Source organism: Demequina aestuarii, from assembly GCF_000975095.1.
GTDB lineage: Bacteria > Actinomycetota > Actinomycetes > Actinomycetales > Demequinaceae > Demequina > Demequina aestuarii.
On record NZ_BBRD01000001.1, the window covers coordinates 678,873 to 704,409 of the forward strand.

Consider the following 25,537-nt stretch of genomic DNA (forward strand, 5'->3'; position numbering starts at 1 on the left):
GACCGGGCTCACGTCAGTCTAGGGTTGATGGCGAACGCTCAAGCCAGACGCCGCCCGACGGCGTGGCACGACGTGACGACTGAGGAGTGACGCATGGCGACGGTGATCGTGATCGAGGACGATCCGGACATCTCTCTGCTGGTCGCCCACAAATTGAGGGCTGCTGGACACCGTGTTGAGGTGGAGGCGGATGGCAGGGCAGGTCTTGCGGCCGTGGTGCAGGTGCGGCCCGACCTTGTGGTGCTGGACTGGATGATGCCCCGCATGAACGGGATCGAAGTGTGTGAGGCGATGCGTGCAGACCCCGAGCTCGCGGGGACCCCGGTGCTCATGCTGACGGCCAAGGCACAGGAGGCCGACCTCGAGCGTGCGTACTCCGTGGGCGTGGACGAGTACATCCAGAAGCCCTTCTCGACCCGTGAATTGGCAGTGCGTGTGGAGCGACTGCTGGGAGCCTGAGATCGTCACCCCGGGAGTCGAGACCGTCGCAACGGTCATCCTCGTCGCTTCCACCGTGCTGGTGCTCGTGTTGGTGCTGGCCGTCGTGTCCCTGCGTGCGCTGAGCGCGGTGAAAGGGGTGGTCACGAGCCGGCGCACGGCGGCCGCCAGGGCCGTCATCTTCGCGGTGATCGACGGAGACCCACCGCGCGCCCCTCGGGGTCCCGTGCGTCGGGCCGCCGTGGCTGCCACCGCAGTGAGGCTGTCCACCAAGCTGCGAGGCGCGGACCGTGCCGCACTCGCACGATGGTTGACCGATGAGGGTTTTCGCCACCGTGCCACGGTGATGATGCATGCGACCTTCGCGATCTCTCGTGCACGCGGCGCACGGCTGTTCGTCGCGTGCCTGGCGGACCGTGAAACCGGGCCGCTGCTGGACCTGCTCCACGACAGAGATGTGCGGGTGCGCGCCGTCGCCGCCCGAGCGCTGGGGGAGTGCGGAATCTCAAGCGCCGTGCCATTCCTGGTGCGCGCCGCCGCCTCCCACGAGAATCCCCTGCCGGTGTCGGCGGCGGCGATGGCGATCGTGCACACCGCTCCGCGCTCGGCGAGAGGGCTGGGCATGGCATGGGGCAGTGGTGATCCGGCCGTGGCGTCGATGGCGGCGGACGTGGCGGGCTACCTTCACCTCACTGATGCGCGGGAACGTCTCGAACGGCTTCTGAATTCAGGCGAGCCCGAGGTGGTCGCCAGCGCCGCACGCGCCCTCGCGCGTCTGGGCGATCCCCGGTCAGCAGCCGCGATCTCGACGCGCCTCGTGGACGGGGACCTGCCGGCCCAGGTGCGCAACGGACTCCACGTCGCGTTCGCTGACCTGCACCACGTGAGGTTCGAATCATGAGCATCCTCGAAGTCACGTTCACGACCGTCACCGCGGTGGCCATCGTGTATTACGCCGTGCATCACCTGATCTTCGGCTCGGTGGTGATCCGCGCAGCGCTGCACGTGGGCCGTGAGCAGCGGTGGGCGGACGAGACCGCGCAGTCACTCACCTTCGCGAATCCGCTCGCCCCCGGGGTCTCGGTGATTGTCCCCGCGCACAACGAGGAGGCGGGGATCCTGCCGTCGGTGCGCTCGCTTCTCGACGCGCACTATCCCACGCTCGAGATCATCGTGGTGGACGACGGCTCCACGGACGCGACCGCACAGCTGCTCATCGACGAGTTCGAGCTCGAGCCGCGCGACGTGCCGGTGGTCGACTCCCGCGTGAAGCAGGTGGGCCACATGATCGCCACGTATCGGTCGCGCCGTCACCCGGGTCTGGTGCTGCTGCGGAAGGAGTCCGTGGGAAGGCGGTCCGACGCCGTCAACGCGGGCTTCGCGCGCTGCACCCAGCCGCTGGTGTGCATGATCGACGGTGACTCGATCCTGGAGCCCGATGCGCTGCTGCGGGTGGCGCAGCCGTTCGTGGATGACCCGCGCGTGGTGGCGGCAGGCGGCGTGGTGCTTCCCTCGAACGGCTCCTCGGTCGAGCGCGGACGGGTCGCCGATGCGCGCGTGCCTCGCACCTGGCTCGAGCGCACTCAGGTGCTCGAGTACATGCGGGCATTCCTGGTGGGCCGTGCGGGGTGGTCGGCCTCGAACGGGCTGATGATCATCTCGGGCGCCTTCGGGGTGTTCCGGCGCGAGGCGATCGCCGAGGTGGGCGGTCTCGACGAGCAGTCTCTCGCCGAGGACGCGGAGCTGGTGGTGGCAATCCATCGCAGTCACCGGGCGCGAGGCGAGGGATACCGCGTCGTGTTCCTCGCGGATCCCGTGTGCTGGTCCGAGACGCCTTCCACGGTCAGCGTGCTGGCCAAGCAGCGGCGGCGGTGGTCACACGGACTAGGGGAGATGCTCGAGAAGCATCGCTCGATGATCCTGCGGCCTCGCTACGGGCGCCTCGGAATGGTCACCATGCCCTACTTCTGGCTGTTCGAGCTGTGGGGTCCCTTGGTGGAGGTGCTGGGTCTCACTGCTGCGGTCACAGGCGTGCTGACGGGGTGGGTCGACCCGTGGGTGTTCTGGCTATTCATCGCCGTGTCGTTCCTGCTGTCGATCGCGGTGTCGCTCGCGGCCCTGCTGGTCGAGGTTGTCGCCTTCGGCCGCTATCAGCGGGTCAGGGACACGTCCCGGCTGGCGGCCGCAGCCATCCTTGAGCCCTTCTGGTTCCGGCCGATGCACTGGTGGTGGCGCATCCGCGGGCTGTGGGCGTCGCTGCGGCACGAGCGGGCGTCGTGGGGAGAGATGAAGCGCACGGGCTTCGGCGGCGAGGCCTGAACACCCGTCTAGAGAGGCCACGCATTGCGAGGCGGGGGCACAAAAGGGTTCCGTTGGTGGACCTGCTTGGCCCGTGGGGCACCGCGGGCTTCACCTGGACCCCGTCTTGTCACGCACTTCTGTATGTCGCGGCGCGGAACTCCCCGTGATCGCTCGCCCCCGGAGGCACTCCCGCAACGTCGGGCGGCGTCGTGGTTCGCACCAATTGGCGCGAAGACGTCACCAACGCGCTCTTGCCGACGATGGGGGATGTAGCCGGCCGAGCACGGTCGGCTGATCGGCCTGAGTGCAGAGAGGCGTCAGTCTCATGGAGCGACACGCGTACACCGGCATCTCCGCCGGGCATCGCTCCGAGGACGCGCGCCCCTCCGTGCCCAGGTGGGCCGCCGATCCCACCTCCTCACGCCACCTGGCAGGACCCTATGAACCGCGCCCGCATCGCGAAGGCCTTCGCACCCACCTCTGCTCTCGCCGCCGCCGTGATCGCCACGGTGGCCGTCTCGTCAGGCACCGCGCCCACGGCGCTGGCTGACGAAGCTCTCGCGGCCCCCGTGGTCGCGCCGATCGTCCGGAACGTTCCGGCGGTCACCGCTCCCGCGGACATCGAGTTCGTGACTGGTGACGTGACGGTGATCGATGTTGAGCGCTGGGAGACCGTCAACCTGATCCGCTTCGCCTCCAAGGACGGCATGCAGACCTACGCGAGCCCGCGCGACGATGCGGACAAGACGGGGACGCTGAAGACGGGCGACCGTCTCGCGATCGACCGGACCACTCAGGAGGACGCGTGGTCACGGACTACCGGCGGCGCCTGGGTCAAGACCGCGCTCATCTCCTCCTCCGACCCCACGTACGTCGCGCCGCCCACCCGGTCGTACTCGTCGCCGGCGCGAGGCAGCTCCACGCCAGGCGCGGCCTCCTCGACGCTGAGCGCGAAGCGCATCGTCACCCAGCACGTGTACACCTCGGGCTCCGGCACCAGCCAAGCCAAGGTCGATGCGTGCAGGGGTGCGGTGTGGAGCGACTTCGGAGCAAGCGGTGTGGCGATCGCCGAGCACGTGCACTGCGGCGGGGCGTGGATCCTCGACGTCAAGGTCGGCGACACCATCAAGCTCACCGGCGTCGGCGCGGGCACCTACACGGTGACGGGGTCCAAGTCGGTGCCCAAGAACTCGAGCGCGAGTGTGCTCAACGGCGGGCTGTGGCTGCAGACCTGCTATCGGAGCGGCAGCCAGATGCGACTGGTCGCGATCTCGAGGATCTAGCCGGCGCCCTCCTCGGTACCGGGGGAAGTGCCGGGGCCCCGGCCGTGTTGACGCAGGCCCGGGCCGGGACCACCATTGCTCCCAGGCCACATCTGAAGAGGGAGCCTCGCGGTGAGCGCAGCGCACGTCGGAATCATTCTGAATCCATCGAAGACCAGCAAGGCCGACCTCGAGAAGGCGATGGCTTCGGCGATCGCGGAGCACCCCGACGCCACGGTGTCGTGGTTTGAGACCACCGTCGAGGACCCCGGTCGGGGCATGGCCAAGGATGCGCTCGAGGCGGGCGTCGACCTCGTCATCGCCGCGGGCGGTGACGGCACGGTGCGCGCGGTCGCGGAGTATCTGGCGGAAGTCAAGTCCTCGGCAGACCTCGGGATCATCCCGATGGGCACCGGCAACCTCCTCGCGCGCAACCTTGAGGTCCCGCTGAACGACATCGAGAAGGCGATGGAGGCGGCCCTGAACTCTCAGGCCCGGACCATCGACCTGGGCTGGGCCGACATCACCACGGCGGACGGCACCGAGAAGCTGGCGTTCACGGTGATGGCGGGGGTCGGGATCGATGCCCACATGATCATCGAGACGGCGGAGGGCCTCAAGGACAAGGTGGGCTGGCTCGCCTACATCGAGTCCCTGGGCCGCGCACTGTCCGCGAGCGACGTGATCGACATGGACATCACGGTCGATCAGGGAAAGGTCTCGAAGGAGCAGGCCCACACCCTCATCGTGGGCAACTGCGGCATGCTTCAGGGCGGCGTCACGCTGCTGCCTGATGCGGACCCCGCCGACGGCGAGCTGGACATGCTCGTGCTGCGCGCGGACGGCGTCGCAGGCTGGCTCGAGACGTTCAAGACCATGATCTGGGACAACGGGATCAAGCGGCTGTTCGGCCGCAAGGGAAAGGCCTCGAGCAGCGACTCCGTCACCAACCGTCAATTCTCGGAGGCGACCCTCGGCCTCGGCAAGCCGCGCGTCCTTGAGCTCGACGGCGACGAGGTGGGCGAGTGCACGCGCGTGGAGTTCAGCATTCAGGCGGAGGCCATCCGTGTACGGTCGCCCCAGGCATAGGCGCCGTCAGGCGTCGACGTCCGCCCCGCCGCCCAGGTCTGAGCAGTCCACCTCGACGGTGAGGTGCCGCACCAGGTAGTCCCGTGCACCCATGTCGCCCACCACGGTGGCGGCGATGTCGCCCCAGTGGTCGCGGCCCATCAGGACCGGGTGCCCGGGCTCGCCGTCGTAATGCGCGCGGGCCAGCGTGCCGCGCGGGTCGTCGAGAGCGGCATCGAGCACCCGCCGTCCGGCGGCGGCGGTCTGCCCGGGCAGGTCGACCAAGGTGAGCAGCACCGCATCGGTGCTGGACGTGGCAGCCGCGGCGAGCCCCACGCGGAGCGACGCGGCCTGGCCGTCCTGCCAATCCGTGGCGACCACGGGGAGGGCTCCGCGCGGCACCAGAGCGAGTGCCGCATCGGCCTCCGCGCCCAACACGATGATGACCTCACGGCACCCCGCGTCGTGCAGCGCCGCGCACGCGATCTCGAGCCACGGCGTGCCGTCCTCGGTCCGGCGCAGTGCCTTGGGCCCGCCCGCGCGGCTTCCCGCTCCCGCAGCGAGTACGACTCCCGTGACATCCATGCCCCCACCCTACGATGGGGGCATGCGGCTGGAACGGGATCGACTGTTGGAGTGCCTGCGCGTGGAGCGCTGGGCCGATGCGCTTGCCGGCAAGGACTTCCAGACGGCCGATGCGCTGGTGGCGGCGGGCATCGGCGCGGCGACCCCGCTCTCCGAGGCCGAGGTGGACGAGGCGCTCGCGGCGCACCCGCGCATCGGCGACAGGGCCGAGGGCGAGGGAGCGGAGGCCTCGTTCTCGCGTGCCGAGCAGGCCGCGAGCCAGGACCCGGACGAGCAGCTCGAGGCGCGCCTGCGCGAGGGCAACGCCGCGTACGAGGCGCGCTTTGGCCGAGTGTTCCTCATCCGCGCCGCCGGCCGAGATCGCCGCGAGATTCTCGAGGAGCTGGACCGGCGACTCATGAACGACCCCGGCGTCGAGACTCACGAGGTCGCCGAGCAGCTCCGGCAGATCGCCGCGCTGCGTCTGCAGCAAGTCTGGGAGGATGCATGAGCCACGTCACCACACACGTGCTGGACGCCGTCCGCGGCACGCCCGCCGCAGGGGTCTCCGTGACCCTGTCGGAGCGTGGGGGAGAGGGGTGGGAGCCGCTCGCGTCGGCGGTGACCGACGACGACGGGCGGGTGAGCGCCTTCGGCCCCGATCGCCTCGACGACGGCGTCTATCAGGTGCGATTCGACACCGGCATGTACTTCTCGCACCTGAACGTCGAGACCTTCTACCCCGAGGTGGTCATCACGTTCGAGGTGGACGGCGGCGACCATTATCACGTGCCGCTGCTGCTCAGCCCGTTCGCGTACTCGACGTACCGCGGTTCCTGACCCCGTTCGGCACTGACGGCCGCGTCGGCCTTGACAATCGATAGAAATCTATCGATTATCAATACATGAACTCACCTGTGCGCGGCACGCTCCGCCTCCTCCTCGTCCTGCTGTTCCTCGGAGCTGTGGGGGGTCAGGCCCTCGTGCCGCTCGCGGCATCTGTGATGGGCGAGGACTATCCCGAGGTCGACCACCTCGTCCTGCCCTACTCGATCGCCGGCATCGCGGCCATCGCCTGCTTCCAAGTCGCGATCGTGGTGGTGTGGAGGCTGCTCACCATGGCCGCCACGGGCGAGGTGTTCACCGCCAAGGCGCTCCGATGGGTCGAGGTCATCGCGTGGAGCGGAGCGATCGCCGCTCTGATCTGTGGGGGTGTCACCTCCCACATGATGGTCGCGGAGAACATCGGAGGGCCGCCGGCCATCTTCTTGTGGATCGGCTCGCTGGTGGGCGGCACGGCCTTCGTGTTGCTGATGGTCGTCATGCGCGGACTCCTCGCCGTGGCGATCGCGGACCGCAGCGAGCTGGCCGAGGTGATCTGATGCCGATCGTGGTCGACATCGACGTCATGCTCGCGAGGCGCAAGATGTCCGTGGGGGACTTCGCCGCCGCAGTCGGGATCACGCCAGCGAACGTCGCGGTGCTCAAGAACGGCCGGGCGAAAGCGATCCGATTCACCACCTTGGAGCGCATCTGCGCGGTGTTGGAGTGCCAGCCTGGCGACCTGCTGCGCTGGGAGGAAGCCGAAGCGCGCGACTGAGCACGCGCGTCGGCCGGGAATCATGTGCCGCCGTGTGGGGTTGGCCCCGACATGATTCCCTCCACGAAACTCAACGACGGAACGACCATCCCCCAGCTCGGATTCGGCACCTACCTGGTGCCGCCCGAGGAGACCGCCGCCACGGTGGGCACCGCGCTGGAGGTGGGCTACCGCCACATCGACACGGCGCAGGGGTACCACAATGAGGCCGAGGTGGGCGAGGCGATCGCCGAGTCCGGGCTCGCGCGCGACGAGGTATACGTCACCAGCAAGCTCACCAACAGCGAGCACAAGCCCGACGACGTCTACCGCTCCTTCGACGAGACTCTCGAGAAGCTGCGCGTCGACAAGCTCGACCTGTTCCTCATCCACTGGCCGCTGCCGACCCGCTACGACGGCGATTTCGTGTCGACGTGGAAGGCGATGGTGGACCTGGTCCAGCAGGGGCGCCTCGCGTCGGCCGGCGTGTCGAACTTCCAGCCCGACCACCTCGAGCGGATCGTCGGCGAGACCGGAGTCGCGCCCGTCGTGAACCAGATCGAGGCTCACCCGTACTTCCGCAACGACGAGGCCCGCAAGGCGTCGCACGAGCACGCCATCGCCGTGGAGGCGTGGGGCCCGCTCGGCCAGGGCGCCGTGCTGAAGGACGAGACCATCGGCGGCATCGCGACCGCAATCGAGCGCGCTCCGTCGCAGGTCATCCTGCGCTGGCACCTCCAGCGCGGCGACATCATCTTCCCCAAGTCGATGCAGCGTGAGCGGATGGTCGAGAACTTCCAGATCTTCGACTTCGCGCTGACGGACGAGCAGATGGCGCAGATCGATGCGTTGGACCGTGGACCCGAGGGGCGCGTGGGCCCGGACCCGGACACCTTCGACAGGATCTAGCGTGCGACGGGCCGATGCGCTCGTGGCGTGACGCTCGACGGGGACCCGGCCAGCAGGCCGGGTCCCCTTTCCATGTGCGCAGCCCGCGTGGTGTGGGTCACCCGGCCCTCGCCTTGGGATGTGCCCGAGCGTAGGTTGAGGGGGTGCTCGACGATCAGACCATGCGCATCGTCCTCGGCGGCGTGACGCTGACGGTCCTCGTACTGTTCCATCTGGGCGTCTACCGGCCCACTCGCTCGAGTTTCTCCGGCTGGTGGAGCTTGTCCTTGTTCTGCGCGGCCCTCGCGCGCCTTCTTCTGCTGTTCAACGGACGCGACCTGCAGATGATCGCGAACCCGGCGTCGATCACGCTGGCCGCCATCGGTGTCACCTGCGTCTGGTTTGCGACGCGGTCGCTGCGCGGTGAACGACTGCCGCTGTGGCTGCTCGGCGTGGCCCCCGTCGCCATTGTGGTGCCGAAGCTCCTCGACGGGGCTGCTGGTGGCGTCTTGGCCGGGAACGGTCCGTTGTTCCTCTACATGTCCGTGATGTTCGGCGCGGGATCCGTGGAGACGTGGCTGGCGTGGAGGGCACGGCGCGCTCTCGCCCAGTCCGCTCGCAGTGGCGAGGCGGTGGTCGCTCTTCTGGTGACGGCCATGGCAGGAACCGTGCTCGCCACGTTCTACGCGCTCCGCGCGGTGACGCACGTCGTGGCACGTCCGAGCAGCGGTGGCTTCGAGCTGGCCGGGTTCTCCGGCGCGGACAGCATCGTTCTGTTGGTCTGTCTCGTGGGGGTCACGTTCAGCGTGTCGGCCGTGAGCTGGGACCAGCAGTCGCAGGAACTGCGCCGCCGCGCGATGCACGACGACCTCACCGGGCTCCTGGACCGTACGGAGTTTCGTCGTCAGGCCGGGCGGGCCTCCGAGAACGCGCGGTCGAGCGGCGTGGCGGCATTGGTGGTGGTGGCCGATCTCGACCGATTCAAGGCAGTCAACGACGTTCACGGTCACGCGGCGGGCGATGGCGCGCTCGTGGCATTCGCCACCGCGCTGAAGGACTCCGTCCGGGCCGGAGAAGTGGCAGGACGGCAGGGTGGCGACGAGTTCGGCATGGTTCTCCTCGACGTGGATGACGCCGGTGCGTTCGCGCGCCTGAAAGCCATCAGCGACGCGTATGCCGCACATGCGAACAGCGTCGACTTCCCGCTGCCCACGGTGAGCTTTGGGTTTGCCGCATTCGACGACGGCAGTTCGCTGTCGGAGGTGCACGAGCGGGCAGACCTGGCGATGTACGTGGCCAAGGCGCAGGGTCGCGACCGAGCGGTGAGGTATTCCACCGACATCGTGTCGCGGGAAAGGCGCGGGCCGAGCACCCCGGACCTTCCGGACGGTGCGCCTCCGGTCGTGGCGCTTCCGTGACGGCGGCCGATGCGTGCGTCGGCAGAGCGAAGGAGGGGGACCAGGCCAACAGGCCGGGTCCGCTTCATGCATGAGGGCGCGCGCGGCATGCCTCACCGGTTGCGCCTGGTACGGGGTGCACCCGCGTAGGTTGGGCGGGTGCTCGATGATCAGACCATGCGCGTGGCGCTCGGCGCCGTCGCCTTCACGGTGCTGGTCCTGTTCTACCTGGGCGTCTATCGCCCCACGCGGTCCAGCTTCTCTGCCTGGTGGAGCCTCTCGCTGCTGGTGGCGGGGCTCGCGATCACCCTCCTGCTGTTCAACGACACTCCCGCGCGCATAGCGACCTATCCGGTCGCCACCGCGCTCGCCGCGGCAGGGTCGACCTGCGTCTGGTTTGCGATGAGGTCGCTGCGGGGCCGGCGGCTCCCACGCTGGCTCCTGATCGTCGGCCCGATGCTGATCCTGATCCTGGCATCGCTCGCGACTCCCGACGAGAACGGCAGGGCCACCACAGGGCCGGTGTCCCTCTACATGGCGGTGATGTTCGTCGCGGGGGCGGTCGAGGCCTGGAACGCATGGCAGGCACGGCGCGCGAGCAAGGACGGTCACCCCAACGGCGAGGCACTCGTCGCACTCCTCGTGATCGCGCTCGCGGCCACTGCCCTTGGCACGTTCTACGCGTTCCGCTTCCTCATCCTCATGACGGTCGGCTCCGACAGCGGCACCTTCGAGCGCACGGCGGGTTCCGGACCCGAGGACGTCACGCTGCTCGTGTGCATGGTGGCCGTCACCTTCAGCGTGTCGGCAGTGGGGTGGGACCAGCAGAAGCGCGCGCTGCGGCGCCTGGCGATGAAGGATGACCTGACCGGGCTGTGGGGCAGATCCGAGTTCCGTGCGCAGGCCACGCGTGCCCGGGCAGGCGCGGGCTCCAGAGGGGATCGCGCGCTGCTCGTGGTCGCGGACCTCGACCACTTCAAGGACATCAACGACACTCATGGTCACGCTGCAGGGGACGGGGTGCTTGTGGCCTTCGCCGCGGTGCTGACGAGTCACCTCCGCCCTGGGGAGCCCGCCGGACGGCTCGGCGGCGAGGAGTTCGGCATGGTGCTCCTCGACGGCGACGACGCCGATGCGCTGGTGCGGCTGCGCGCCATCAGCGATGACTTCGCGGAGCGCACGAGAGGGCTCGATCTCCCGGTTTCCACGGTCAGTTACGGCTTCGCAGGCCTCCACGACAGTGATGCGGTGGATCAGGTCTTCGAACAGGCCGACCAGGCGATGTACGTGGCCAAGGCGCAAGGCCGCGACCGGGCCGTGCGGTACACCGAGGAGATCGGGCGCCGGCCCAGTAACCTGCTGCGCCGGAGGCAGAGCGATTGGGAGGACGTGGAGGAGCCGCTGTAGCGCGCCGTAGCGCGCTCTGAGGTTCGCGAGCTCAGCAGTCGAGGACGGCGAGCGGTGCCGCGCGGTCATCGCGGTCGCGAGTGCCGGACGGCGCACGGTGCTGGCGCACCACGCGGCCGCATCCCCTCTCCACGTGCGGCGCCCGGGTGAGGTACGTCACGCGCTCTACGTGGTTGGCCCCGCGTCAGCGTAAATTGGCCCAATGTTGGACGACGAGACGATGCGCATCGCCCTGGGCGCGGTGTCGCTGGTGGTTCTCCTGTTGTTCTACCTGGGTGTGTATCGGCCCACCCGATCCAGTTTCTCCGGCTGGTGGACGCTGTCGCTGTTGAGCGCGGGAACCTCGAGCACGCTGCTGCTGTTCAACCACGGCGAGCTGCAGCTCGTCGTCACTTCGGGGTCGATGGCGTTGGCTGCGGTCGGCGCCACGTGTGTGTGGTTCGCGACGCGGTCGCTGCGGCGTGAGCGGCTGCCGTTGTGGCTGCTGGGCGTGGCGCCCGTCGCGATTCTGGTGTCAGCGATCGGGTATGAGCCTGACGGAGACACGTGGGTCGATCACGGCCTGCTCAGCCTCTATATGGCCGTGATGTTCGTCGCGACCGCCGTGGAGATGTGGATGGCGTGGAGGGTGCGTCGCGCCATGGCGGAGCACGCACTGAATCGTGAGGCACTCGTGGCGCTCCTGGTGATCGCCATCGCGGGGAGCGTGCTCGCCGCGTTCTACGTGCTGCGCACCGTGATGAACGTCATCGTCGGACCGGGGAGCGATGCCTTTCAGTTGACCGTGGGTTCCAGCGCGGAAGACGCGCTCTTGTTGGTCTTCTTGGTGGCCGTCACGTTCAGTGTCTCCGCGATCGGGTGGGACGAGCAGGCACACGACCTGCGGAGCAGGGCCATGCACGATGACCTCACCGGACTCCTGGGACGGACGGAGTTCCGCGCACAGGCCAAGCTCGCGCTGGCCGGCGGGGACTCCAGCGATGATCGCGCGCTGCTGGTGGTGGCTGACCTCGACCACTTCAAGGACATCAACGACACTCATGGTCACGCCGCGGGGGACCGGGCGCTCGTGACCTTCGCGACGGTCCTGACCGACCACCTCCGGCCGGGGGAGTGCGCGGGACGGCTCGGCGGCGAGGAGTTCGGCATGGTGCTGCTGGACGTGGATGACGCTGGTGCGCTGGTGCGGCTGCGCGCCATCAGCGATGACTTCGCGGCACGGACGAGCGGTGTCGATTTCCCTCTTCCCACGGTCAGTTACGGCTTCGCTCGGCTCCGCGACGGTGATGCGGTGGATCAGGTCTTCGAAGAGGCGGATCAGGCGATGTACGTGGCCAAGGCGGAGGGTCGCGATCGGGCGGTGCGGTACACCGAGGAGACCGGGCGGCGGCCCAGCAACCTGTTCCGGCGCCGACACAGTGACCGGGACGACGCGGCCGAGTCACCGTAGCCCGACGCAGCGCGCTCAGCAGTCGAGGGCGTCGAGCAGCGCCGCGCGGTCATAGCGCTCGTGAGTCCCCGCCTGGACGCGCTCCTCGTGCACGACTCGGCCGGGCCGGTCCGAGAGCACCAGGATGCGGTCAGCGAGCATCATCGCCTCGTCGATGTCGTGCGTGACCAGCACCACCCCGGAGCCCGGGGCGGCCGCGAGGCTGGTGCTGTCGCGCGTCGTGGCGTCGGCCGCCCGCTCGGTCAGGCGGACCGATGCGAGCCAGGCATTCATGCGACGGCGGGTGACCGGGTCGAGCCCCCCGAACGGCTCGTCGAGCAGGAGCACAGGGCGCTCGGCGAGACACGTGCGCAGCAGCGCCAGTCGCTGCCTCATCCCTCCTGACAGCTCGTGCGGCCACGCCCGCTCGAACCCGCCGAGACCGAACTCGTCGAACAGCCGCCGCGCACGCGGGAGTGCTCGCTCCCCGGGGATCCCAGCCGCGATGGCTCCGACCATCGCGTTCGGCAGCGCCCGGCGCCAGGGCAGCAGGCCATCCCGTTGGGGCATCCACGCGGTGGCGCGGCGACCTGCGCCGTCGCGCGGCACCACGATCTCGCCGGACACCCGCGCACGCGGATCCATCAGCCCTCCGAGCGCACGCAGCAGCGTGGACTTGCCGCACCCAGAGGGGCCCAGGACAGCGACGAACTCGCCGTCTCCCATCTCGAGGTCCAGCCCGTCGAGCACCTCGAGATCGCGCGCGCCACGGCTCATCGCGGGAAAGGAGATCCTCAGGTCTCGCACTGCCAGGACGGGCGCGGGGATCGACCCGGCCCGCGCATCGGCCCTCCTGGCGGTGACGTCCATCACGGCTGCGAGGGCAGGAACGCGTTCGTCCATGCCCCCTCCACGTCGGGGTCGCCGTCGAGCATGCCGCCGTCGGCGAGCCACTGGGAGAAAGCGGACCAGGTGGACGCCTCCTGGATGCCCCACGCCTCGGACGACGCGGCGTACTCGTCCGCGAGCCACCGGGCGCTCGCGGTCACGAGCTCCTGGTCGAGCTCGGGAGCGACGTCCATGAGCGCATCGGCCGCCGCCTCGGGATCGTCCATGGCCATGGCGTAGCCACGCGCGGTCACCTCGACGAACGCGCTCACGGTCTCCGGCGACTCGTCGATCGTCTCTGCGGTGGTGGCGAGCAGCGGCGTGTACCAGTCCGGAATGCAGTCGAACCAGTCACGGAAGGCGATCGTCGACACGTCCAGGCCGTCTACCGTGCCCAGCCGCACCGTGTCCCACGCGTCGAAGACCCACGTCGCGTCGAACTCGTCCTGGGTGAGCCCGATGCGGAAGTCGTTGCTCACCAGCGGAGCGTGCTCGACGAGGGCGGGGTCGCCGCCGTCGCACGCGACCAGGCTGGAGATGATCGCCTGTTCCAACTCGGACCCGTACGAGCCGTACCGCTTGCCCTCGAGGTCGCGCGGGCGGGTGATGCCGTCCTCCGTGAGAGAGAGGAGCGACGAGGTGTTGTGCTCGACGACGGTGGCGACCGACACCACGTCGGCGCCAGCGGCACGGGCGGGGAGCAGCCCCTCGGCCACGGAGAACGCGAAGTCTGCCTGCCCGGCGGCGATCAGTTGCAGGCCCGAGGTCTCGCCGGGCTCGATGACGGTGACATCCAGTCCGGCGTCCGCGTACCAGCCGTTCTCGAGAGCGAGGTACAGGCCGGAGTGGTTGGTGTTGGGCGTCCAGTCGAGCACGACGGTCACGGGCGTCGGCTCGGCTGAGGCATCGGTCGGGTCGACCTCGACCGGAGCGCTGGAGCAGGCGGCCAGCGTGGTGGCCGTGACGGCGGCAACGGCCGCGAGCGATGCTGTTCGGACAGTGGGGGTCATGAGGGTTTCTCCTAGGTCGGGGGTGGAGCGGATTTGGGGTGGTGGGGGAGGGGTGTCAGTGGTGAGCGGCGGCGCTCTGCCACGGGGTGGCGACGCGTCGCAGCAGCGTGATGGCCGCGACCATCACTGCGGAGAGCAGCGCGATGAGCAGGATTCCGACGAAGATCTGATCGACGGCGTAGGCCTTGCGCGAGCGCTGGATGAAGACGCCGATGCCGGACTCGCCCGCGAGGTACTCCGACACCACGGCGGCGCCCACGGCGTAGGTGGCCGCGATGCGCAAGCCCGCAAGCGCGCCCGGGATCGAGGCCGGCAGCCGCACCAGCCACAGTTGATGCACGCGCCCGCCGCCGAGCCCTGCCACCGTGTCCGAGTACTCGGCGTCCACATTGCGAATGGCGGCGGTGGCGGCGACCAGCACGGGAAAGAACACCGTGAGCGCGACCAGCACCACCTTCGACGTGAGGCCGAAGCCCGCCCACAGGATCATGAGCGGCGCGAGCACCACCGTGGGGATGGTCTGGCTGAGCAGCACGACGGGTCGGGTCGCGTGGCCGACGGAGGCCACGGCCGAGGCAAGCACGGCCAGCAGCCAGCCGAGTGCGGTGCCGAGAGCGAGGCCCAGCACCGCCTCCGTGGCCGTCGTCGCGATGTGCTGGCCCAGCGACGGGGCCTGATCGATGGCTGCGGCCGCCACCTGGGAGGGGCTGGGCAGCACGAACTCGGGCAGATCGCCCAGCCGCACCGACGCTTCCCAGGCGACCAGCAGCAGCCCGACGGTGGCGGTCCCGATGAGCGCGGCGCGCCCGCGAGTGCCGCGCGTCATCGGCGGTGCTTGCCCACCAGATCGTGGACGCTCGGCCCACCGTCGCCGGCCGCGCCGGACACCTTGATGACGGAGAGGCAGCCCTCGGCGCCGGCATCAATGGTGGCCTCGTGCACCCGGCGAAGCAGGTGCCAGACCTCGTCGGGCGTTCCCTCGATGGTGGTCCCCAGCGCACCCACCTCGTAGGACAGGCCGGACGCCTCGATGGTGGCGATGGCGGCGTCGACGTGGGCGTAGTGGTCGTCGGGGGTGCCGACGGGGCGGGGAAGGACTTGGATCTCGGCGATCACGGGTGACTCCTTGGCGTCGGACCTGGGGTCCGCACGGCGCACAGTCAGCCGTCGACGGCTCTTGCGGGCGGGTGCGCTCCGGAGCCATGGCAGGCCCCACGATGCTCACGCCCGTGCCGTCGACACGTCCTTACGCTGGCATTACCCAGGTCAAGTTCTCGGGTCGACGGCGCGCTGGTGGCCGTCCTCTCAGCTCGGTTGCCCCGAGCTCCCCGCGTTTGCCCTTGCATCGTAGCCACATCGCGGCGGTGGGGTCCAACGCTGTCCGGTGGTGAGCGCGGCTGCTACGACGGATCGTCGCTGTAGTGGGCGATCTTGTCGTCGAGCACCGTGATCGCCGCCGCCAGCGCATCGGCCTGGCGCACCAGCTCGGCCCGGCGCTGTCGCAGGAACTCGGAGCGCTCCGTGGCGACGCCATCAGCCCTGAGGAGGCTGGTGAACCGTCGCAGGTCCGCGATGCCCAAGCCGGCCTCCCGCAGACAGGTCACGACGCCGATCCATGCCACCTCGTTGTCGCCGTAGCGCCGGTGGCCGGACGCGTCTCGATCGATGGGCCCCACGAGGCCCTCGCGCTCGTAATACCGCAACGTGTCCTCGGTCAGCCCCGTGGAGTGGGCGACGTCGCCGATGGTGCGCCCCTGTCTCACTGTCATGACACCGAGTTCAGCACGTGCAGCGACTCGGCGTCCAGGGCGAGGTGGCGGGCCTCCATGGCCTCGTTCAGCTGGGCGACGGAGGAGACGCCCACGATCGGCGTGATGGGAGGGGTGCCGCCCAGCAGCCACGCCAGCACCACCTGGTTGCGCGTCGCGCCCGTGGACGTCGCCACCCGATCCAGGGCCGCGAGGCGTCGGTCGGAGTCGGCATGCGCGTAAGGGTCCGGGAGCGGGCGGGCCGGGCGCGCGTATGAGCCCGCCATCAGCGTGTTGTATGCCCAGAAGGCCAGGCCCTCGCTGCTCGCGTAGTCCAGCGCATCTGGGGTGGCTACGACGTGGCCGCCGTCGGGCAGCGGTGCGAACGGCACCGGCTGCAGGTACGTGTGGCGCAGCTGCATCGCCGAGTACGGCGGGACTCCGGCGGCCGATGCGGTGGCGCGCGCTCGCTCGACGCGCCAGATCGCATGGTTCGACGCGCCCAGCTGACGCACGCGGCCGTCGGCGACCGTGGCGCCCAGTGCGGCGACCTGGTCGTTCAGGGGCACGGACCTGTCCTCGACGTGAGCCCACAGCAGCTCGACGTGATCGGTGCCGAGTCGGTCGAGCGACCCGGTCAGCGCGGAGTCGATCGCGGCCAAGGACAGGCCTTCCATCGACTCGGGCCAGTGGCCGACGACGAGGGGCTCGGCGCCCAGCTTGGTCGAGACCCACATCTGCTCGCGGAGGCCGGGGTTGGCGGCGAACCACTCGCCGAGCATGCGTTCGCTCGCGCCGCCGTGACCCGTGGCGCTCTCCCAGAAGCTGTAGTTGTCCGCGGTGTCGAGCCAGCGCCCGCCGAGCTCCGCGAAGCGGTCAAGGATCGCGAATGACTCGTCGCGGTCCTGGCGAGTGCCGAAGTACATCGCGCCGAGCGCGATCTGTCCCTGGTGAATGGTGTTCATGCCGCCAGGCAACACCCTGGAGCGCGCTCCAGGTCAAGCCGCGAGAGCTCCTGAGAACACCTGCCACGCAAGCGCTGTCTTGGCGACGAGGCTGAGGACGATGTACGCACGCTCTCCGCGCAGGTAGTTCGCCCACTTGCCCTTCGCGCGGTACTGCAGCCACTGCACCACCGCGAAGGTGTTGAAGAACACGAACAGCGAGATGATGATGCCCCACACGAAGCCGGGCACTGCCTGGTCGCTGGTGTTGCCAGGGCCGGTGAGGGTGATGGCGATGATGAGCCAGGGGACGATGCCGACCATGCTGCCGAAGATGAACGGCAGCAGATCGCCGTCGCCGGGAGTCGCATAGCGCTCCTGCAGCCAGCCGAACAGGATCATGCTGGCGTTGACGGTGAACAGCCCCGCGAGCGCCGCGAACTCGGAGATCCCGTTGAGCTGCAGGATCAGCACGATCATGATGGACGACGACAGTGAGTACTCGACCCAGCGGAACGTGTTCCGGTTCTCGCGCAGGCCCGCCGTGTAGCGCGGGAAGGAGGCCGGCGAGATCACGAGGAAGTGGAACACCGCCGAGAGCAGCAGGAACCCCGCCACCGCGTAGGCGATGTTGATGTCCAGCAGAGTCACCGGTTCGCCGAACGCGTCCGAACCGGGAGGTCCGTTGAGGTAGGTGGCGCGCACGGGCAGGGTGGCGTCGTTGGCGAGCAGCACGATGCCCACGAAGGACGCGAGGTGAAGCAGGCCGGCGATCAGGTTGAACGGGCGGAGCTTGGCGAGCGCGGTGTCCATGGTGTCCCTCTTCGTCGAGTGGTGAACCGACCTGTTGTCCGCGCATAACCTCGCTGATACGCGTCCCATTCCCGCCGTCCGCCTCCCGGACGCCGGGGTTCTCCCGGAGGCCGAATCAGGGGACTGGTCATCCACGCGGAGGACGGGCGAGGCACGGACGTCGCGGTAGGTTCGGTCCCATGCCCGCCATCGCCACGCAAGGCCTGACGAGGTCCTTCGGCCCCGTGACCGCGCTGTCACAGCTCACCGTCGAGATGCCCACCGGGGTGGTCGGACTGGTCGGCGCCAACGGAGCCGGCAAGTCGACCTTCATCAAGATTCTTCTGGGGCTGCTTCCCCCCACGTCGGGAACGGCGACCGTGCTCGGAATGGACTGCCTCACGGACGGTCTCGCGATCCGTGAGGTCGTGGGGTACATGCCCGAGAGCGAGTGCCTGCCGCCCGACGTCTCGGCCACCGAATTCATCGTGCACATGGCGCGCATGTCCGGGCTGCCGACTGATGTGGCGCGGGAGCGCACCGCGGACACGCTGAGGCACGTGGGTCTGTACGAGGAGCGATACCGCCCGATCGGCGGCTACTCCACGGGCATGCGTCAGCGCGTCAAGCTGGCCCAGGCGCTCGTGCACGACCCCCAGCTGGTGCTGCTCGACGAGCCGACGAACGGGCTCGACCCCGCGGGCCGCGACGACATGCTCGAGCTCATCCGGCGCATCAGCGCGGACTTCGGCATCTCCGTGGTGGTGACGTCGCACCTGCTGGGAGAGCTGGAACGCATCGCCGACCACATCGTGTCCATCGAGGCGGGCGTGCTCCAGCACTCCACCTCGACGGCGGCCGCGACGGAGTACAGCGGTGTGGTGCTGGTCGAGGTGACCGACCGCGGACCGGAGGTCGCCGAGCGGCTGAGGGCCATCGGAGCCGCCGTGACCCCCAGCGCTCAGGCGAACAGCTTCGCGGTGGCGATCAGGGACGAACAGGTGCTCGACGACGTGCGGTCCGTGGTGGTGGACCTCGGCGTCGGCCTCATCCGCATGCAGCGCGGCCGTCATCACCTCACCGAGATGTTCTCGACCCCGCAGGAGGCGCGCCATGGCTGACCACACGCCGCCGCTCACATCGGCCACCGCTGGGGGCGCGGAGCCCGCCGCCCCGCAGTCGCAGAGCGTCATTCACGACATCGGCTTCCGGCACTACGACGGCCCGCGCCTGGGCCGCGGCTGGATCGTCCGATCGCTGCTCGTGGAGACCTTTCGCGGCGTGTTCGGCTTCGGTCGCCCGGCCAAGGCCAAGATCATGCCGTGGGTGCTCGTCGGCATCCTGATGGCGCCGCCGCTGATCTTCGCACTCATCGCGGTGCTGCTCGGCCTGGACGAACTGCCGACGTCCTACACCGAGTACCTGCCGACCATGGGATTCGTGGTGTCGCTGTTCGTCGCCAGCCGGGCCCCGTACTGCGTCTCCCGCGACCTTCGCCACGGCGTCATGCCGCTGTACCTGTCGCGGCCCATTCGCCGCAACGACTACGTGCTCGCCAAGTTCGCGGGCCTGGCATTGGGTGTGTTCACAGTGCTGGCCGCCGCGCAGACTCTGCTGTTCGTAGGCGCACTGCTGGCGAAGCTCTCCGTGGGCGCTCAGATTGCGGGCTACGCGCAGGGCCTCATCGCATCGGCAGTGCTGTCGCTGGTGCTCAGCGCCATCGGCCTGGTCCTCGCGGCCTTCACCCCTCGCCGGGGAATGGGCGTGGCCGCGATCATCACGGTGCTCGTGGTGCTGGGGGGCATCGGGTCCGTCGTGTCGACGCTGCTGACCCAGAACGGGAGCGCCACCCTCGGCGGGTACCTCGCGGCGATCGATCCGTTCCTCCTGGTCGACGGCATCGCCATGTCGTGGTTCGGCGTCGACTCGGCGATCGGTGTCGAGGCTGGCCTTGGGGCCCTGGGCGGCGTGATCTTCACGGCCGCGGCCGCTGCGATCGTCGGCGGTGGCATCGCCCTGCTGATGCGCCGCTACACGAAGGTGGGTATCGCATGAGCACGCTTCAGCTGACTGGCGTCTCCCGCTGGTACGGCGACGTGGTGGCGGTCAACGACGTCACGATGACCGTCGGCCCCGGCGTCACCGGGCTTCTCGGCCCCAACGGCGCGGGCAAATCGACTCTGATCTCGATGATGGGCGGCTTCCTTCCGCCCTCGGCAGGCACCGTCACGCTCGACGGCGCACCCGTGTGGCGCCACACGGAGGCCTACCGCTCGATCGGTCTGGTGCCGGAGACCGAGGCGATGTACGACATGGTCTCGGGGTGGGAGTTCGTGCTCGCCAACGCGCGACTGCACGGGCTCGCCGATCCCGTCGCCGCCGCGCGTGCCGCCGTCGAGCAGGTGGACATGATGGACGCGAAGGACCGTGACATCTCCGGCTACTCCAAGGGCATGAAGCAGCGCATCAAGATGGCGACCGCCCTGGTCCACGACCCCGCCGTGCTGCTGTTGGACGAGCCCTTCAACGGCATGGACCCGCGCCAGCGCCTGCACCTCATGGAGTTGCTGCAGGCCCTCGCGGCGCAGGGGCGCACCGTGCTGTTCAGCAGCCACATCCTCGAAGAGGTCGAGGAGATCGCGGGCACCATCGAGGTGGTCGTCGCAGGACGGCACGCCGCGTCTGGTGACTTCCGGCGCATTCGCAAGCTCATGACTCAGCGGCCGCACCAGTACACGATCCGGTCGAGCGACGACCGCGCGCTCGCGGCCGCCATCATCGCGGACGGCTCGGCGGACAGCGTCGACGTCTCGTCCGGGTCGCTCGCCGTCCAGGCATCCGACTTCGGTCGGTTCGTGGAGGCGCTGCCCAGGCTCGCCCAGGACGGCCAGGTGCGGCTGCTGGAGGTCACTCCGGCCGACGAGTCTCTCGAGAGCGTGTTCGCGTACTTGGTGGCGCGATGATCGCGCACGGAATGGGGTCCTCACGATGAACGTCACCGTCATGCGACTCACCGCACGCGGTCTGCTGGGACGGCGCCGGGCGCTGCTGCTGGTGATCCTGCCGGCGCTGCTGCTCGTGCTCGCCGCGCTCACCCGGTGGGCGTCAGACGCGTCCCCGAGTGCGTCGAGTCTTCTGGGAAGCGGCTTCGCCATGGGCACCCTGCTGCCGCTCATGTGCCTGCTGGTCGCCACCGGCGTGATCAGCGCGGAGATCGACGACGGCTCGATCGTGTACATGCTCGCCAAGCCGCTCAAGCGACGGGTGATCCTGTTCTCGAAGCTCGCGGTCGGGTTGGCCGCTGTGATCGTGTTCGCGGTGCTGCCCACCATGGCCGCCGTCGCGATCGCGGGAGACGAGGGCGGCCAGCTCACGCTCGCCTATGGGGCCTCCGCCTTCTTCGCGGCGATCGCCTACACCGCGATCTTCGTGACGCTCGGCATCGTCTCCCGGAACGCCGTGGTGTTCGGGCTGCTGTACGCCCTGCTGTGGGAGAACGTGCTCGGGGGGTACGTGCCCGGCGTCCGCGCCGTGAGCGTCCGGCAATGGGCGATGTCGGTGGGAGAGCAGATGCTCGGCTCGCAGGCAGCCGAGTGGTCGTTCACGGCCGAGGTGGGCATGGCGACGGGCCTGATCCTGCTCGCGCTCACCACGGCGGGGGCCGTGTACCTGGGCGTGCGCAAGCTGAGCACGCTCACCCTGAGCTCGGTCGACTGACCGGGCCGCGCTCAGCCCAGCGACCGCATCGGCCGCACCTCAGGAGACGAGCGATGGGAACGCTGACGCGCGAAGGGGCCCAGCCAACCGGCTGGGCCCCTTCGTGTGCGTCGTGGTGTCAGTTGCGGTGCGCCTGGTAGTACTCGATCAGCGACTGGGTTGAGGCGTCCTGAGCGGCGAACGCCCACTGGTCGCCCTCGACGGCGGGCGCGATCTGCACGGCGAGCTGCTTGCCGAGCTCCACGCCCCACTGGTCAAAGCTGTTGACGCCCCAGATCACGCCCTGGACGAACGTGATGTGCTCGTACAGCGCGATGAGCTGACCGAGCACCGCAGGGGTCAGCGACGGCGCGAAGATCGACGTGGTGGGCTTGTTGCCCGCAAACGTCCGCGCTGCCACCAACGCGCCAGTGGTGCCCTCCTCCTCGACCTCCTCGGCGGTCTTGCCGAACGCCAGCGCCTTGGTCTGCGCGAGGAAGTTGGCGAGGAACAGGGCGTGGACGTCCTGATCGCCGTCCTTGAGGTCGTAGGCCGGGTTGACCACCGCGATGAAGTCCGCGGGGATCAGTTTGGTGCCCTGGTGAATGAGCTGGTAGAAGGCGTGCTGGCCGTTGGTGCCGGGTTCGCCCCAGAAGATCTCGCCGGTCTCGGTGGTCACCGGAGAGCCGTCCCACCGCACGGACTTGCCGTTCGACTCCATGGTCAGCTGCTGCAGGTACGCAGGGAAGCGGTGGAGCTGCTGCGCATAGGGCAGCACGGCGTGCGACTGCGCGCCCAAGAAGTTCACGTACCAGATGTTGAGCAGCCCCATGAGGACGGGGACGTTCTGCTCGAGCGGGGTCTCGGCGACGTGCTGGTCCACCGTGTGGAAGCCGTCGAGCAGCTCGCCGAACACGTCCGGTCCGAGCGCGATCGCGAGAGAGAGGCCGATGGTGGAGTCGACGCTGTAGCGGCCACCCACCCAATCCCAGAACCCGAAGGCGTTCGTGGGATCGATGCCGAATGCCTCGACCTTGTCGAGCGCGGTGGAGACGGCGACGAAGTGGTGCGCGACCGCATCGGCCCTCTCCTCGTCGGTGCCCACCGAGACGCCTGCCGCGCCCAGCTGCTCCCAGAGCCACGTCCGTGCCAGGCGCGCGTTGGTGAGCGTCTCGAGCGTGGTGAACGTCTTGGACGCGACGATGAACAGCGTGGTCTCGGGGTCGAGTCCCTTGACCTTCTGGCCCATGTCGGTGGGGTCGATGTTGGACACGAACCGCGCCGAGATGCCGGCGTTGGCGTAGGGCTCGAGCGCCTCGTAGACCATCACAGGGCCCAGGTCGGAGCCGCCGATGCCGATGTTGACGATGGTCTCGACGCGCTTGCCGGTGACGCCGGCCCATTCGCCGGAGCGCACGCGGTCGGCGAACTCGTTGACGCGGCCCAGCACCTCCTGGACGTCCTCGTCGATGTTCTGGCCGTCGACGACCAGCTCAGGTGTCGCATCGGCCGGGCGGCGCAGCGCGGTGTGGAGCACGGCGCGGTCCTCGGTGGTGTTGATGTGCTCGCCCGCGAGCATGGCCTGGTAGCGGTCGGCGACGCCGGTCTGCTCCGCGAGCTTGACGAGCGACGCGATGACCTCGTCGGTGACGAGGTTCTTCGACAGGTCGACGTGGAGATCGCCCAGGGGGAGGCTCATGCGGCCCACGCGGCCGGCGTCAGCGGCGAACCAGCCGCGCAGGTCGGGCGCGAAGTCGCGGTGGTGGGCCTCGAGTTCGGCCCAGGCGGAAGTGGCGGTGGCATCAATGGGAGAGTTCACGCCTCCCAGGCTAGTGCCGTTCGCGGGCTCCGTCACCGGGACGGTGGGCCCGCCTGGGCTGCGCGGTCGATCGCCCCCCGAGTGCATGAGTGCACGCCCTTGCCCCGAACCGTGCACTCATGCACTCACAGCGCGCAGGGGCACCCGCTACGCGCGACCGAACTGAGCGTCGATGCGGTCCGGCCAGTCAGCATCGGCGAGATTCGCGCGATCGAGCAGGTCGCGCCAGTCGTCGCGTGCGTGCTCGATGGCGTCATCGAACAGGCTGAGGTTGCCGCGGGCTGCGATCAGGACGCCGGCGTGGAGTCGCTCGGGGTCGACTCCCGTGCCCACCGGAAGGCGCTCGAGACGGCTCTGCACTCCGGGCGCCGATGCGCGGAACGCCTCGACCAGGTGCTCGCGAATGCGATCGGTGATGACGGCCATGGACGCGATTCTTCCACGTGGACGAGGCGACACTGAGTGCTCGCCAGGAGACGCGGGGCCGCCGAAACCGACACTGAGCGCCCCCTGGGACGCTCAGGCGGGGACACGGACGGCGCGCGCCTTCCCGTCCGTCATCTTCGCCACCGCGGTCGCTCTTGTCGCTGCCGGATGCTCGGGCTCCGGGGAAGAGGAGAGCGTCGATCCCTCTCCGGGTGCCGATGAACCCACTGTCACGTCATCCATCCGGGCAGACCCATCTGCGAGTGCCCCCGCTGGTGGTCCAGATGTGACGGTATCGACGGCTCCGTCGGCTGACCCTGAGCCGCCAGCGGTCGATCCCGAGACGGGCGAGTGGCTGGTGAGCTCTGCGGGCATCGGTCCGGTGGAGATTGGCGAGCCGTTCTCCGCCTACGAGGACCAACTCGACGACGATGCGCGGGAACAGCTCGAGTGGTGTCCTGTCCTCTTCCTCGATGAGTGGGACGACGAGGTCCACGAGGGGTGGGGCATGGTCGCCGAAGGGGACTCGGAGGACGAGCGGGTGATCGCCCAGATCGTCGTCGGCGAAGGCGGCCAGAACGTGGCGCAGGCAGCTACCGCCGAGGGTGTGGGGCTGGACTCGACCGCTGACGACGTACGCGCCGCCTATCCCTCTGCGCGGCGTACGGAGGGTGAGATCCTGGACTCCCCGCCGCCGTACAACCTGGTGATCGAGCGAGATGGCGTGCCCATCGCATTTGAGATCTCCTCCGATAGCGACGAGGTCATTGGCGTGGCAGTGGGCACCGAGGTGCCCGCGTACGAGTACTGCGGCTAGGCGTCCGCCTCAGGCCTTGGCGCCCCACCCAGCCCATGCTCGGGCGGGGTGGTCAGTAGTAGAGGGGCGGCCTTGTGGCGCGGTCCTGGGGTACCGCATGAAGGCGGGGGACGGCGAGGAGGGCGGCGATCGCGGCGGGCGTGCCGCAGGCACCCGCGAAGTGGGGATCGACGTCGTGCACGAGGCACCATGCGCGGTCGCGGGGCCAGATGAAGCACGGCTTGTCGTACTCGTCGAGTCGCAGGTTGTCGTGCCAGTTCCTCAGCTCCGCAAGGGTGCCTTCGGCCAGGTAGGTGTCGCGGTTGGTGAGGGGGAGGTGCGAGCGCGCACGGACCTCCGCCGGGATCGTGCTGACGCCACTGTCCCAGACGAGGAAGAGGGCGTCGTCCGCCGTCGTCGTGTGAGGTGCGAGGGCATCGACGGCATCCGCCAACAGGGCGGTGCGGGTGGGGTATTCGTCCGGCCACGAGGGGACGTCGCCTTCTTGCTGGCGTGGCCGAACGGGATCGGGGAGCAGGCGCAGGCGTGCATAGGCCTCGTAGCCGGTGGGCCCGAGCACGAGGTCGGTCTCGTCGTCACTCGCCAACCACGTGGCCTCGTCGGTTCGGGTCGACCAGCGCATCACCCCTCCACGCTAGCGGGCTGACCTCGTGCGAGGCCGATGCGGGCGCCGGGTGGTCAGTCGTCGATGGGTTCCGGTTCCGCGCGCGGGCCGACGGTCTGGATCACAATCGCTGCCGTGACCAGGCCCGCCGCGAGCGGGAGCGCGAAGTTGTGAGCCATGTTCAGGGCGAATCCGAGCACGCGCCCACCTGCTCGGTCCTGTGCATTCAGTCCTCCGCTGAGGCGGTAGAGGATATCGGGGCCGTAGACGAACGTGATGGACCCCACCACGGCGAGGACGGCGGCCCAGATGAGTCAGCGTTTGGCGACCGGGTGCATGGCCGACACGGTAGCAAGCGACAGTCAGCGTGCTCCAGGCGACACGGACCCGCCGAAACCGACACTGAGCGCCCCCTGGGACGCTAAGGCGGGAAGGAGCGGGAGGGGGCGGGAGGAGGGAG

General features: G+C 69.2%; 31 protein-coding genes and 1 riboswitch. Of the genes, 18 read left to right on the forward strand and 13 right to left on the reverse strand.

Annotation, left to right across the window (positions count from 1 at the left end; translation table 11 throughout):
- The first annotated feature begins 93 nt into the window (after positions 1-93).
- From AOP72_RS03220 to AOP72_RS03240, 5 genes are all read left to right on the forward strand, one after another.
- Positions 94-459 (forward strand): response regulator transcription factor, encoded by a 366-nt coding sequence (locus AOP72_RS03220; RefSeq protein WP_062132289.1) that lies wholly within the window; start codon positions 94-96, stop codon positions 457-459.
- On the forward strand, positions 419-1,339 hold the full coding sequence (locus tag AOP72_RS03225) for a HEAT repeat domain-containing protein (RefSeq protein ID WP_152650234.1): 921 nt from the start codon (positions 419-421) through the stop codon (positions 1,337-1,339). The genes AOP72_RS03220 and AOP72_RS03225 overlap by 41 nt, the downstream gene beginning before the upstream one ends.
- Positions 1,336-2,757 (forward strand): glycosyltransferase family 2 protein, encoded by a 1,422-nt coding sequence (locus AOP72_RS03230; RefSeq protein ID WP_062132295.1) that lies wholly within the window; start codon positions 1,336-1,338, stop codon positions 2,755-2,757. The genes AOP72_RS03225 and AOP72_RS03230 overlap by 4 nt, the downstream gene beginning before the upstream one ends.
- A gap of 422 nt (positions 2,758-3,179) precedes the next feature.
- Positions 3,180-4,022, forward strand: a complete 843-nt coding sequence (locus AOP72_RS03235) for a sortase family protein (protein WP_062132297.1) — start codon at positions 3,180-3,182, stop codon at positions 4,020-4,022.
- Between the two features lie 111 nt (positions 4,023-4,133).
- Positions 4,134-5,090: a diacylglycerol/lipid kinase family protein gene (locus AOP72_RS03240; protein WP_062132300.1), complete on the forward strand. Its 957-nt coding sequence runs from the start codon at positions 4,134-4,136 to the stop codon at positions 5,088-5,090.
- Between the two features lie 6 nt (positions 5,091-5,096).
- Here the strand turns inward: AOP72_RS03240 and AOP72_RS03245 are convergent, their stop codons facing one another.
- Complete coding sequence (locus AOP72_RS03245; protein ID WP_062132303.1) at positions 5,097-5,654, reverse strand: nucleotidyltransferase family protein; 558 nt, start codon at positions 5,652-5,654, stop codon at positions 5,097-5,099.
- 22 nt (positions 5,655-5,676) lie between these two features.
- Here AOP72_RS03245 and uraD point away from each other — a divergent pair, with 22 nt between their 5' ends.
- The 7 genes from uraD (at position 5,677) to AOP72_RS03280 (ending at position 10,904) form a co-directional block, all read left to right on the forward strand.
- Positions 5,677-6,144, forward strand: a complete 468-nt coding sequence (gene uraD / locus AOP72_RS03250; protein WP_084631205.1) for a 2-oxo-4-hydroxy-4-carboxy-5-ureidoimidazoline decarboxylase — start codon at positions 5,677-5,679, stop codon at positions 6,142-6,144.
- Positions 6,141-6,473 carry a hydroxyisourate hydrolase gene (gene uraH, locus AOP72_RS03255; RefSeq protein WP_062132310.1) on the forward strand — a complete coding sequence of 111 codons (333 nt, stop codon included), beginning with the start codon at positions 6,141-6,143 and terminating at the stop codon, positions 6,471-6,473. Before uraD ends, uraH begins: the two co-directional genes overlap by 4 nt.
- Positions 6,474-6,538: 65 nt before the next feature.
- A complete protein-coding gene (locus AOP72_RS03260) occupies positions 6,539-7,015 on the forward strand; it encodes a DUF2975 domain-containing protein (RefSeq protein ID WP_084631207.1) in 477 nt (158 codons plus the stop codon).
- Positions 7,015-7,233, forward strand: coding sequence for a helix-turn-helix domain-containing protein (locus AOP72_RS03265; RefSeq protein ID WP_062132316.1), 219 nt, complete (start codon positions 7,015-7,017; stop codon positions 7,231-7,233). The genes AOP72_RS03260 and AOP72_RS03265 overlap by 1 nt, the downstream gene beginning before the upstream one ends.
- A gap of 51 nt (positions 7,234-7,284) precedes the next feature.
- Positions 7,285-8,121 carry an aldo/keto reductase gene (locus AOP72_RS03270; RefSeq protein WP_062132319.1) on the forward strand — a complete coding sequence of 279 codons (837 nt, stop codon included), beginning with the start codon at positions 7,285-7,287 and terminating at the stop codon, positions 8,119-8,121.
- A gap of 143 nt (positions 8,122-8,264) precedes the next feature.
- Entirely contained in the window at positions 8,265-9,518 is a 1,254-nt protein-coding gene (locus tag AOP72_RS03275; protein ID WP_062132322.1) for a GGDEF domain-containing protein, read from the forward strand.
- Positions 9,519-9,656: 138 nt separating this feature from the next.
- Positions 9,657-10,904 (forward strand): GGDEF domain-containing protein, encoded by a 1,248-nt coding sequence (locus AOP72_RS03280; protein WP_062132325.1) that lies wholly within the window; start codon positions 9,657-9,659, stop codon positions 10,902-10,904.
- Positions 10,905-10,935: 31 nt separating this feature from the next.
- Here the strand turns inward: AOP72_RS03280 and AOP72_RS13870 are convergent, their stop codons facing one another.
- Positions 10,936-11,064: a hypothetical protein gene (locus tag AOP72_RS13870; RefSeq protein ID WP_274519723.1), complete on the reverse strand. Its 129-nt coding sequence runs from the start codon at positions 11,062-11,064 to the stop codon at positions 10,936-10,938.
- Positions 11,065-11,106: 42 nt separating this feature from the next.
- Between AOP72_RS13870 and AOP72_RS03285 the strand changes: the two genes are divergently transcribed.
- Complete coding sequence (locus AOP72_RS03285; protein ID WP_062132328.1) at positions 11,107-12,354, forward strand: GGDEF domain-containing protein; 1,248 nt, start codon at positions 11,107-11,109, stop codon at positions 12,352-12,354.
- Between the two features lie 15 nt (positions 12,355-12,369).
- Here the strand turns inward: AOP72_RS03285 and AOP72_RS03290 are convergent, their stop codons facing one another.
- The 7 genes from AOP72_RS03290 to heR all read right to left on the reverse strand — a co-directional run bounded on the left by AOP72_RS03290 (position 12,370) and on the right by heR (position 17,736).
- Positions 12,370-13,236 (reverse strand): ABC transporter ATP-binding protein, encoded by an 867-nt coding sequence (locus AOP72_RS03290; RefSeq protein WP_062132331.1) that lies wholly within the window; start codon positions 13,234-13,236, stop codon positions 12,370-12,372.
- Positions 13,203-14,231: an ABC transporter substrate-binding protein gene (locus AOP72_RS03295; RefSeq protein ID WP_062132334.1), complete on the reverse strand. Its 1,029-nt coding sequence runs from the start codon at positions 14,229-14,231 to the stop codon at positions 13,203-13,205. The genes AOP72_RS03290 and AOP72_RS03295 overlap by 34 nt, the downstream gene beginning before the upstream one ends.
- 55 nt (positions 14,232-14,286) lie before the next feature.
- Positions 14,287-15,057, reverse strand: a complete 771-nt coding sequence (locus tag AOP72_RS03300) for an ABC transporter permease (RefSeq protein WP_062132337.1) — start codon at positions 15,055-15,057, stop codon at positions 14,287-14,289.
- Complete coding sequence (locus AOP72_RS03305) at positions 15,054-15,347, reverse strand: thiamine-binding protein (protein WP_062132341.1); 294 nt, start codon at positions 15,345-15,347, stop codon at positions 15,054-15,056. The genes AOP72_RS03300 and AOP72_RS03305 overlap by 4 nt, the downstream gene beginning before the upstream one ends.
- Positions 15,348-15,457: 110 nt before the next feature.
- Positions 15,458-15,572, reverse strand: a riboswitch (TPP riboswitch).
- Between the two features lie 59 nt (positions 15,573-15,631).
- Positions 15,632-16,000 carry a MerR family transcriptional regulator gene (locus AOP72_RS03310; RefSeq protein WP_062132344.1) on the reverse strand — a complete coding sequence of 123 codons (369 nt, stop codon included), beginning with the start codon at positions 15,998-16,000 and terminating at the stop codon, positions 15,632-15,634.
- Complete coding sequence (locus tag AOP72_RS03315) at positions 15,997-16,944, reverse strand: aldo/keto reductase (protein WP_062132347.1); 948 nt, start codon at positions 16,942-16,944, stop codon at positions 15,997-15,999. The genes AOP72_RS03310 and AOP72_RS03315 overlap by 4 nt, the downstream gene beginning before the upstream one ends.
- A 33-nt stretch (positions 16,945-16,977) precedes the next feature.
- Complete coding sequence (gene heR / locus AOP72_RS03320) at positions 16,978-17,736, reverse strand: heliorhodopsin HeR (protein ID WP_062132350.1); 759 nt, start codon at positions 17,734-17,736, stop codon at positions 16,978-16,980.
- A 179-nt stretch (positions 17,737-17,915) separates the two neighbouring features.
- On the opposite strand from heR, the gene AOP72_RS03325 reads away from it, so the two are divergent.
- From AOP72_RS03325 to AOP72_RS03340, 4 genes are read left to right on the forward strand one after another with little or no spacing between them, the layout of a single operon-like run.
- Positions 17,916-18,836 carry an ABC transporter ATP-binding protein gene (locus AOP72_RS03325; protein ID WP_062132353.1) on the forward strand — a complete coding sequence of 307 codons (921 nt, stop codon included), beginning with the start codon at positions 17,916-17,918 and terminating at the stop codon, positions 18,834-18,836.
- Positions 18,829-19,770: an ABC transporter permease gene (locus tag AOP72_RS03330; protein ID WP_062132357.1), complete on the forward strand. Its 942-nt coding sequence runs from the start codon at positions 18,829-18,831 to the stop codon at positions 19,768-19,770. The genes AOP72_RS03325 and AOP72_RS03330 overlap by 8 nt, the downstream gene beginning before the upstream one ends.
- On the forward strand, positions 19,767-20,678 hold the full coding sequence (locus AOP72_RS03335; RefSeq protein ID WP_062132361.1) for an ABC transporter ATP-binding protein: 912 nt from the start codon (positions 19,767-19,769) through the stop codon (positions 20,676-20,678). The genes AOP72_RS03330 and AOP72_RS03335 overlap by 4 nt, the downstream gene beginning before the upstream one ends.
- Positions 20,679-20,703: 25 nt before the next feature.
- Complete coding sequence (locus tag AOP72_RS03340) at positions 20,704-21,432, forward strand: ABC transporter permease (RefSeq protein ID WP_062132364.1); 729 nt, start codon at positions 20,704-20,706, stop codon at positions 21,430-21,432.
- A 118-nt stretch (positions 21,433-21,550) separates the two neighbouring features.
- Here the strand turns inward: AOP72_RS03340 and pgi are convergent, their stop codons facing one another.
- Positions 21,551-23,230, reverse strand: a complete 1,680-nt coding sequence (gene pgi, locus AOP72_RS03345) for a glucose-6-phosphate isomerase (RefSeq protein ID WP_062132367.1) — start codon at positions 23,228-23,230, stop codon at positions 21,551-21,553.
- A 147-nt stretch (positions 23,231-23,377) separates the two neighbouring features.
- Positions 23,378-23,656, reverse strand: a complete 279-nt coding sequence (locus AOP72_RS03350; protein WP_062132370.1) for a hypothetical protein — start codon at positions 23,654-23,656, stop codon at positions 23,378-23,380.
- A gap of 286 nt (positions 23,657-23,942) precedes the next feature.
- Here AOP72_RS03350 and AOP72_RS03355 point away from each other — a divergent pair, with 286 nt between their 5' ends.
- Positions 23,943-24,473 carry a hypothetical protein gene (locus AOP72_RS03355; RefSeq protein WP_062132373.1) on the forward strand — a complete coding sequence of 177 codons (531 nt, stop codon included), beginning with the start codon at positions 23,943-23,945 and terminating at the stop codon, positions 24,471-24,473.
- Positions 24,474-24,525: 52 nt separating this feature from the next.
- On the opposite strand, the gene AOP72_RS03360 is transcribed toward AOP72_RS03355, so the two are convergent.
- Both AOP72_RS03360 and AOP72_RS13875 read right to left on the reverse strand, forming a co-directional pair.
- On the reverse strand, positions 24,526-25,098 hold the full coding sequence (locus AOP72_RS03360; RefSeq protein ID WP_152650235.1) for a hypothetical protein: 573 nt from the start codon (positions 25,096-25,098) through the stop codon (positions 24,526-24,528).
- A gap of 53 nt (positions 25,099-25,151) precedes the next feature.
- Positions 25,152-25,277, reverse strand: a complete 126-nt coding sequence (locus AOP72_RS13875; protein WP_274519724.1) for a hypothetical protein — start codon at positions 25,275-25,277, stop codon at positions 25,152-25,154.
- Between the last annotated feature and the right edge of the window lie 260 nt (positions 25,278-25,537).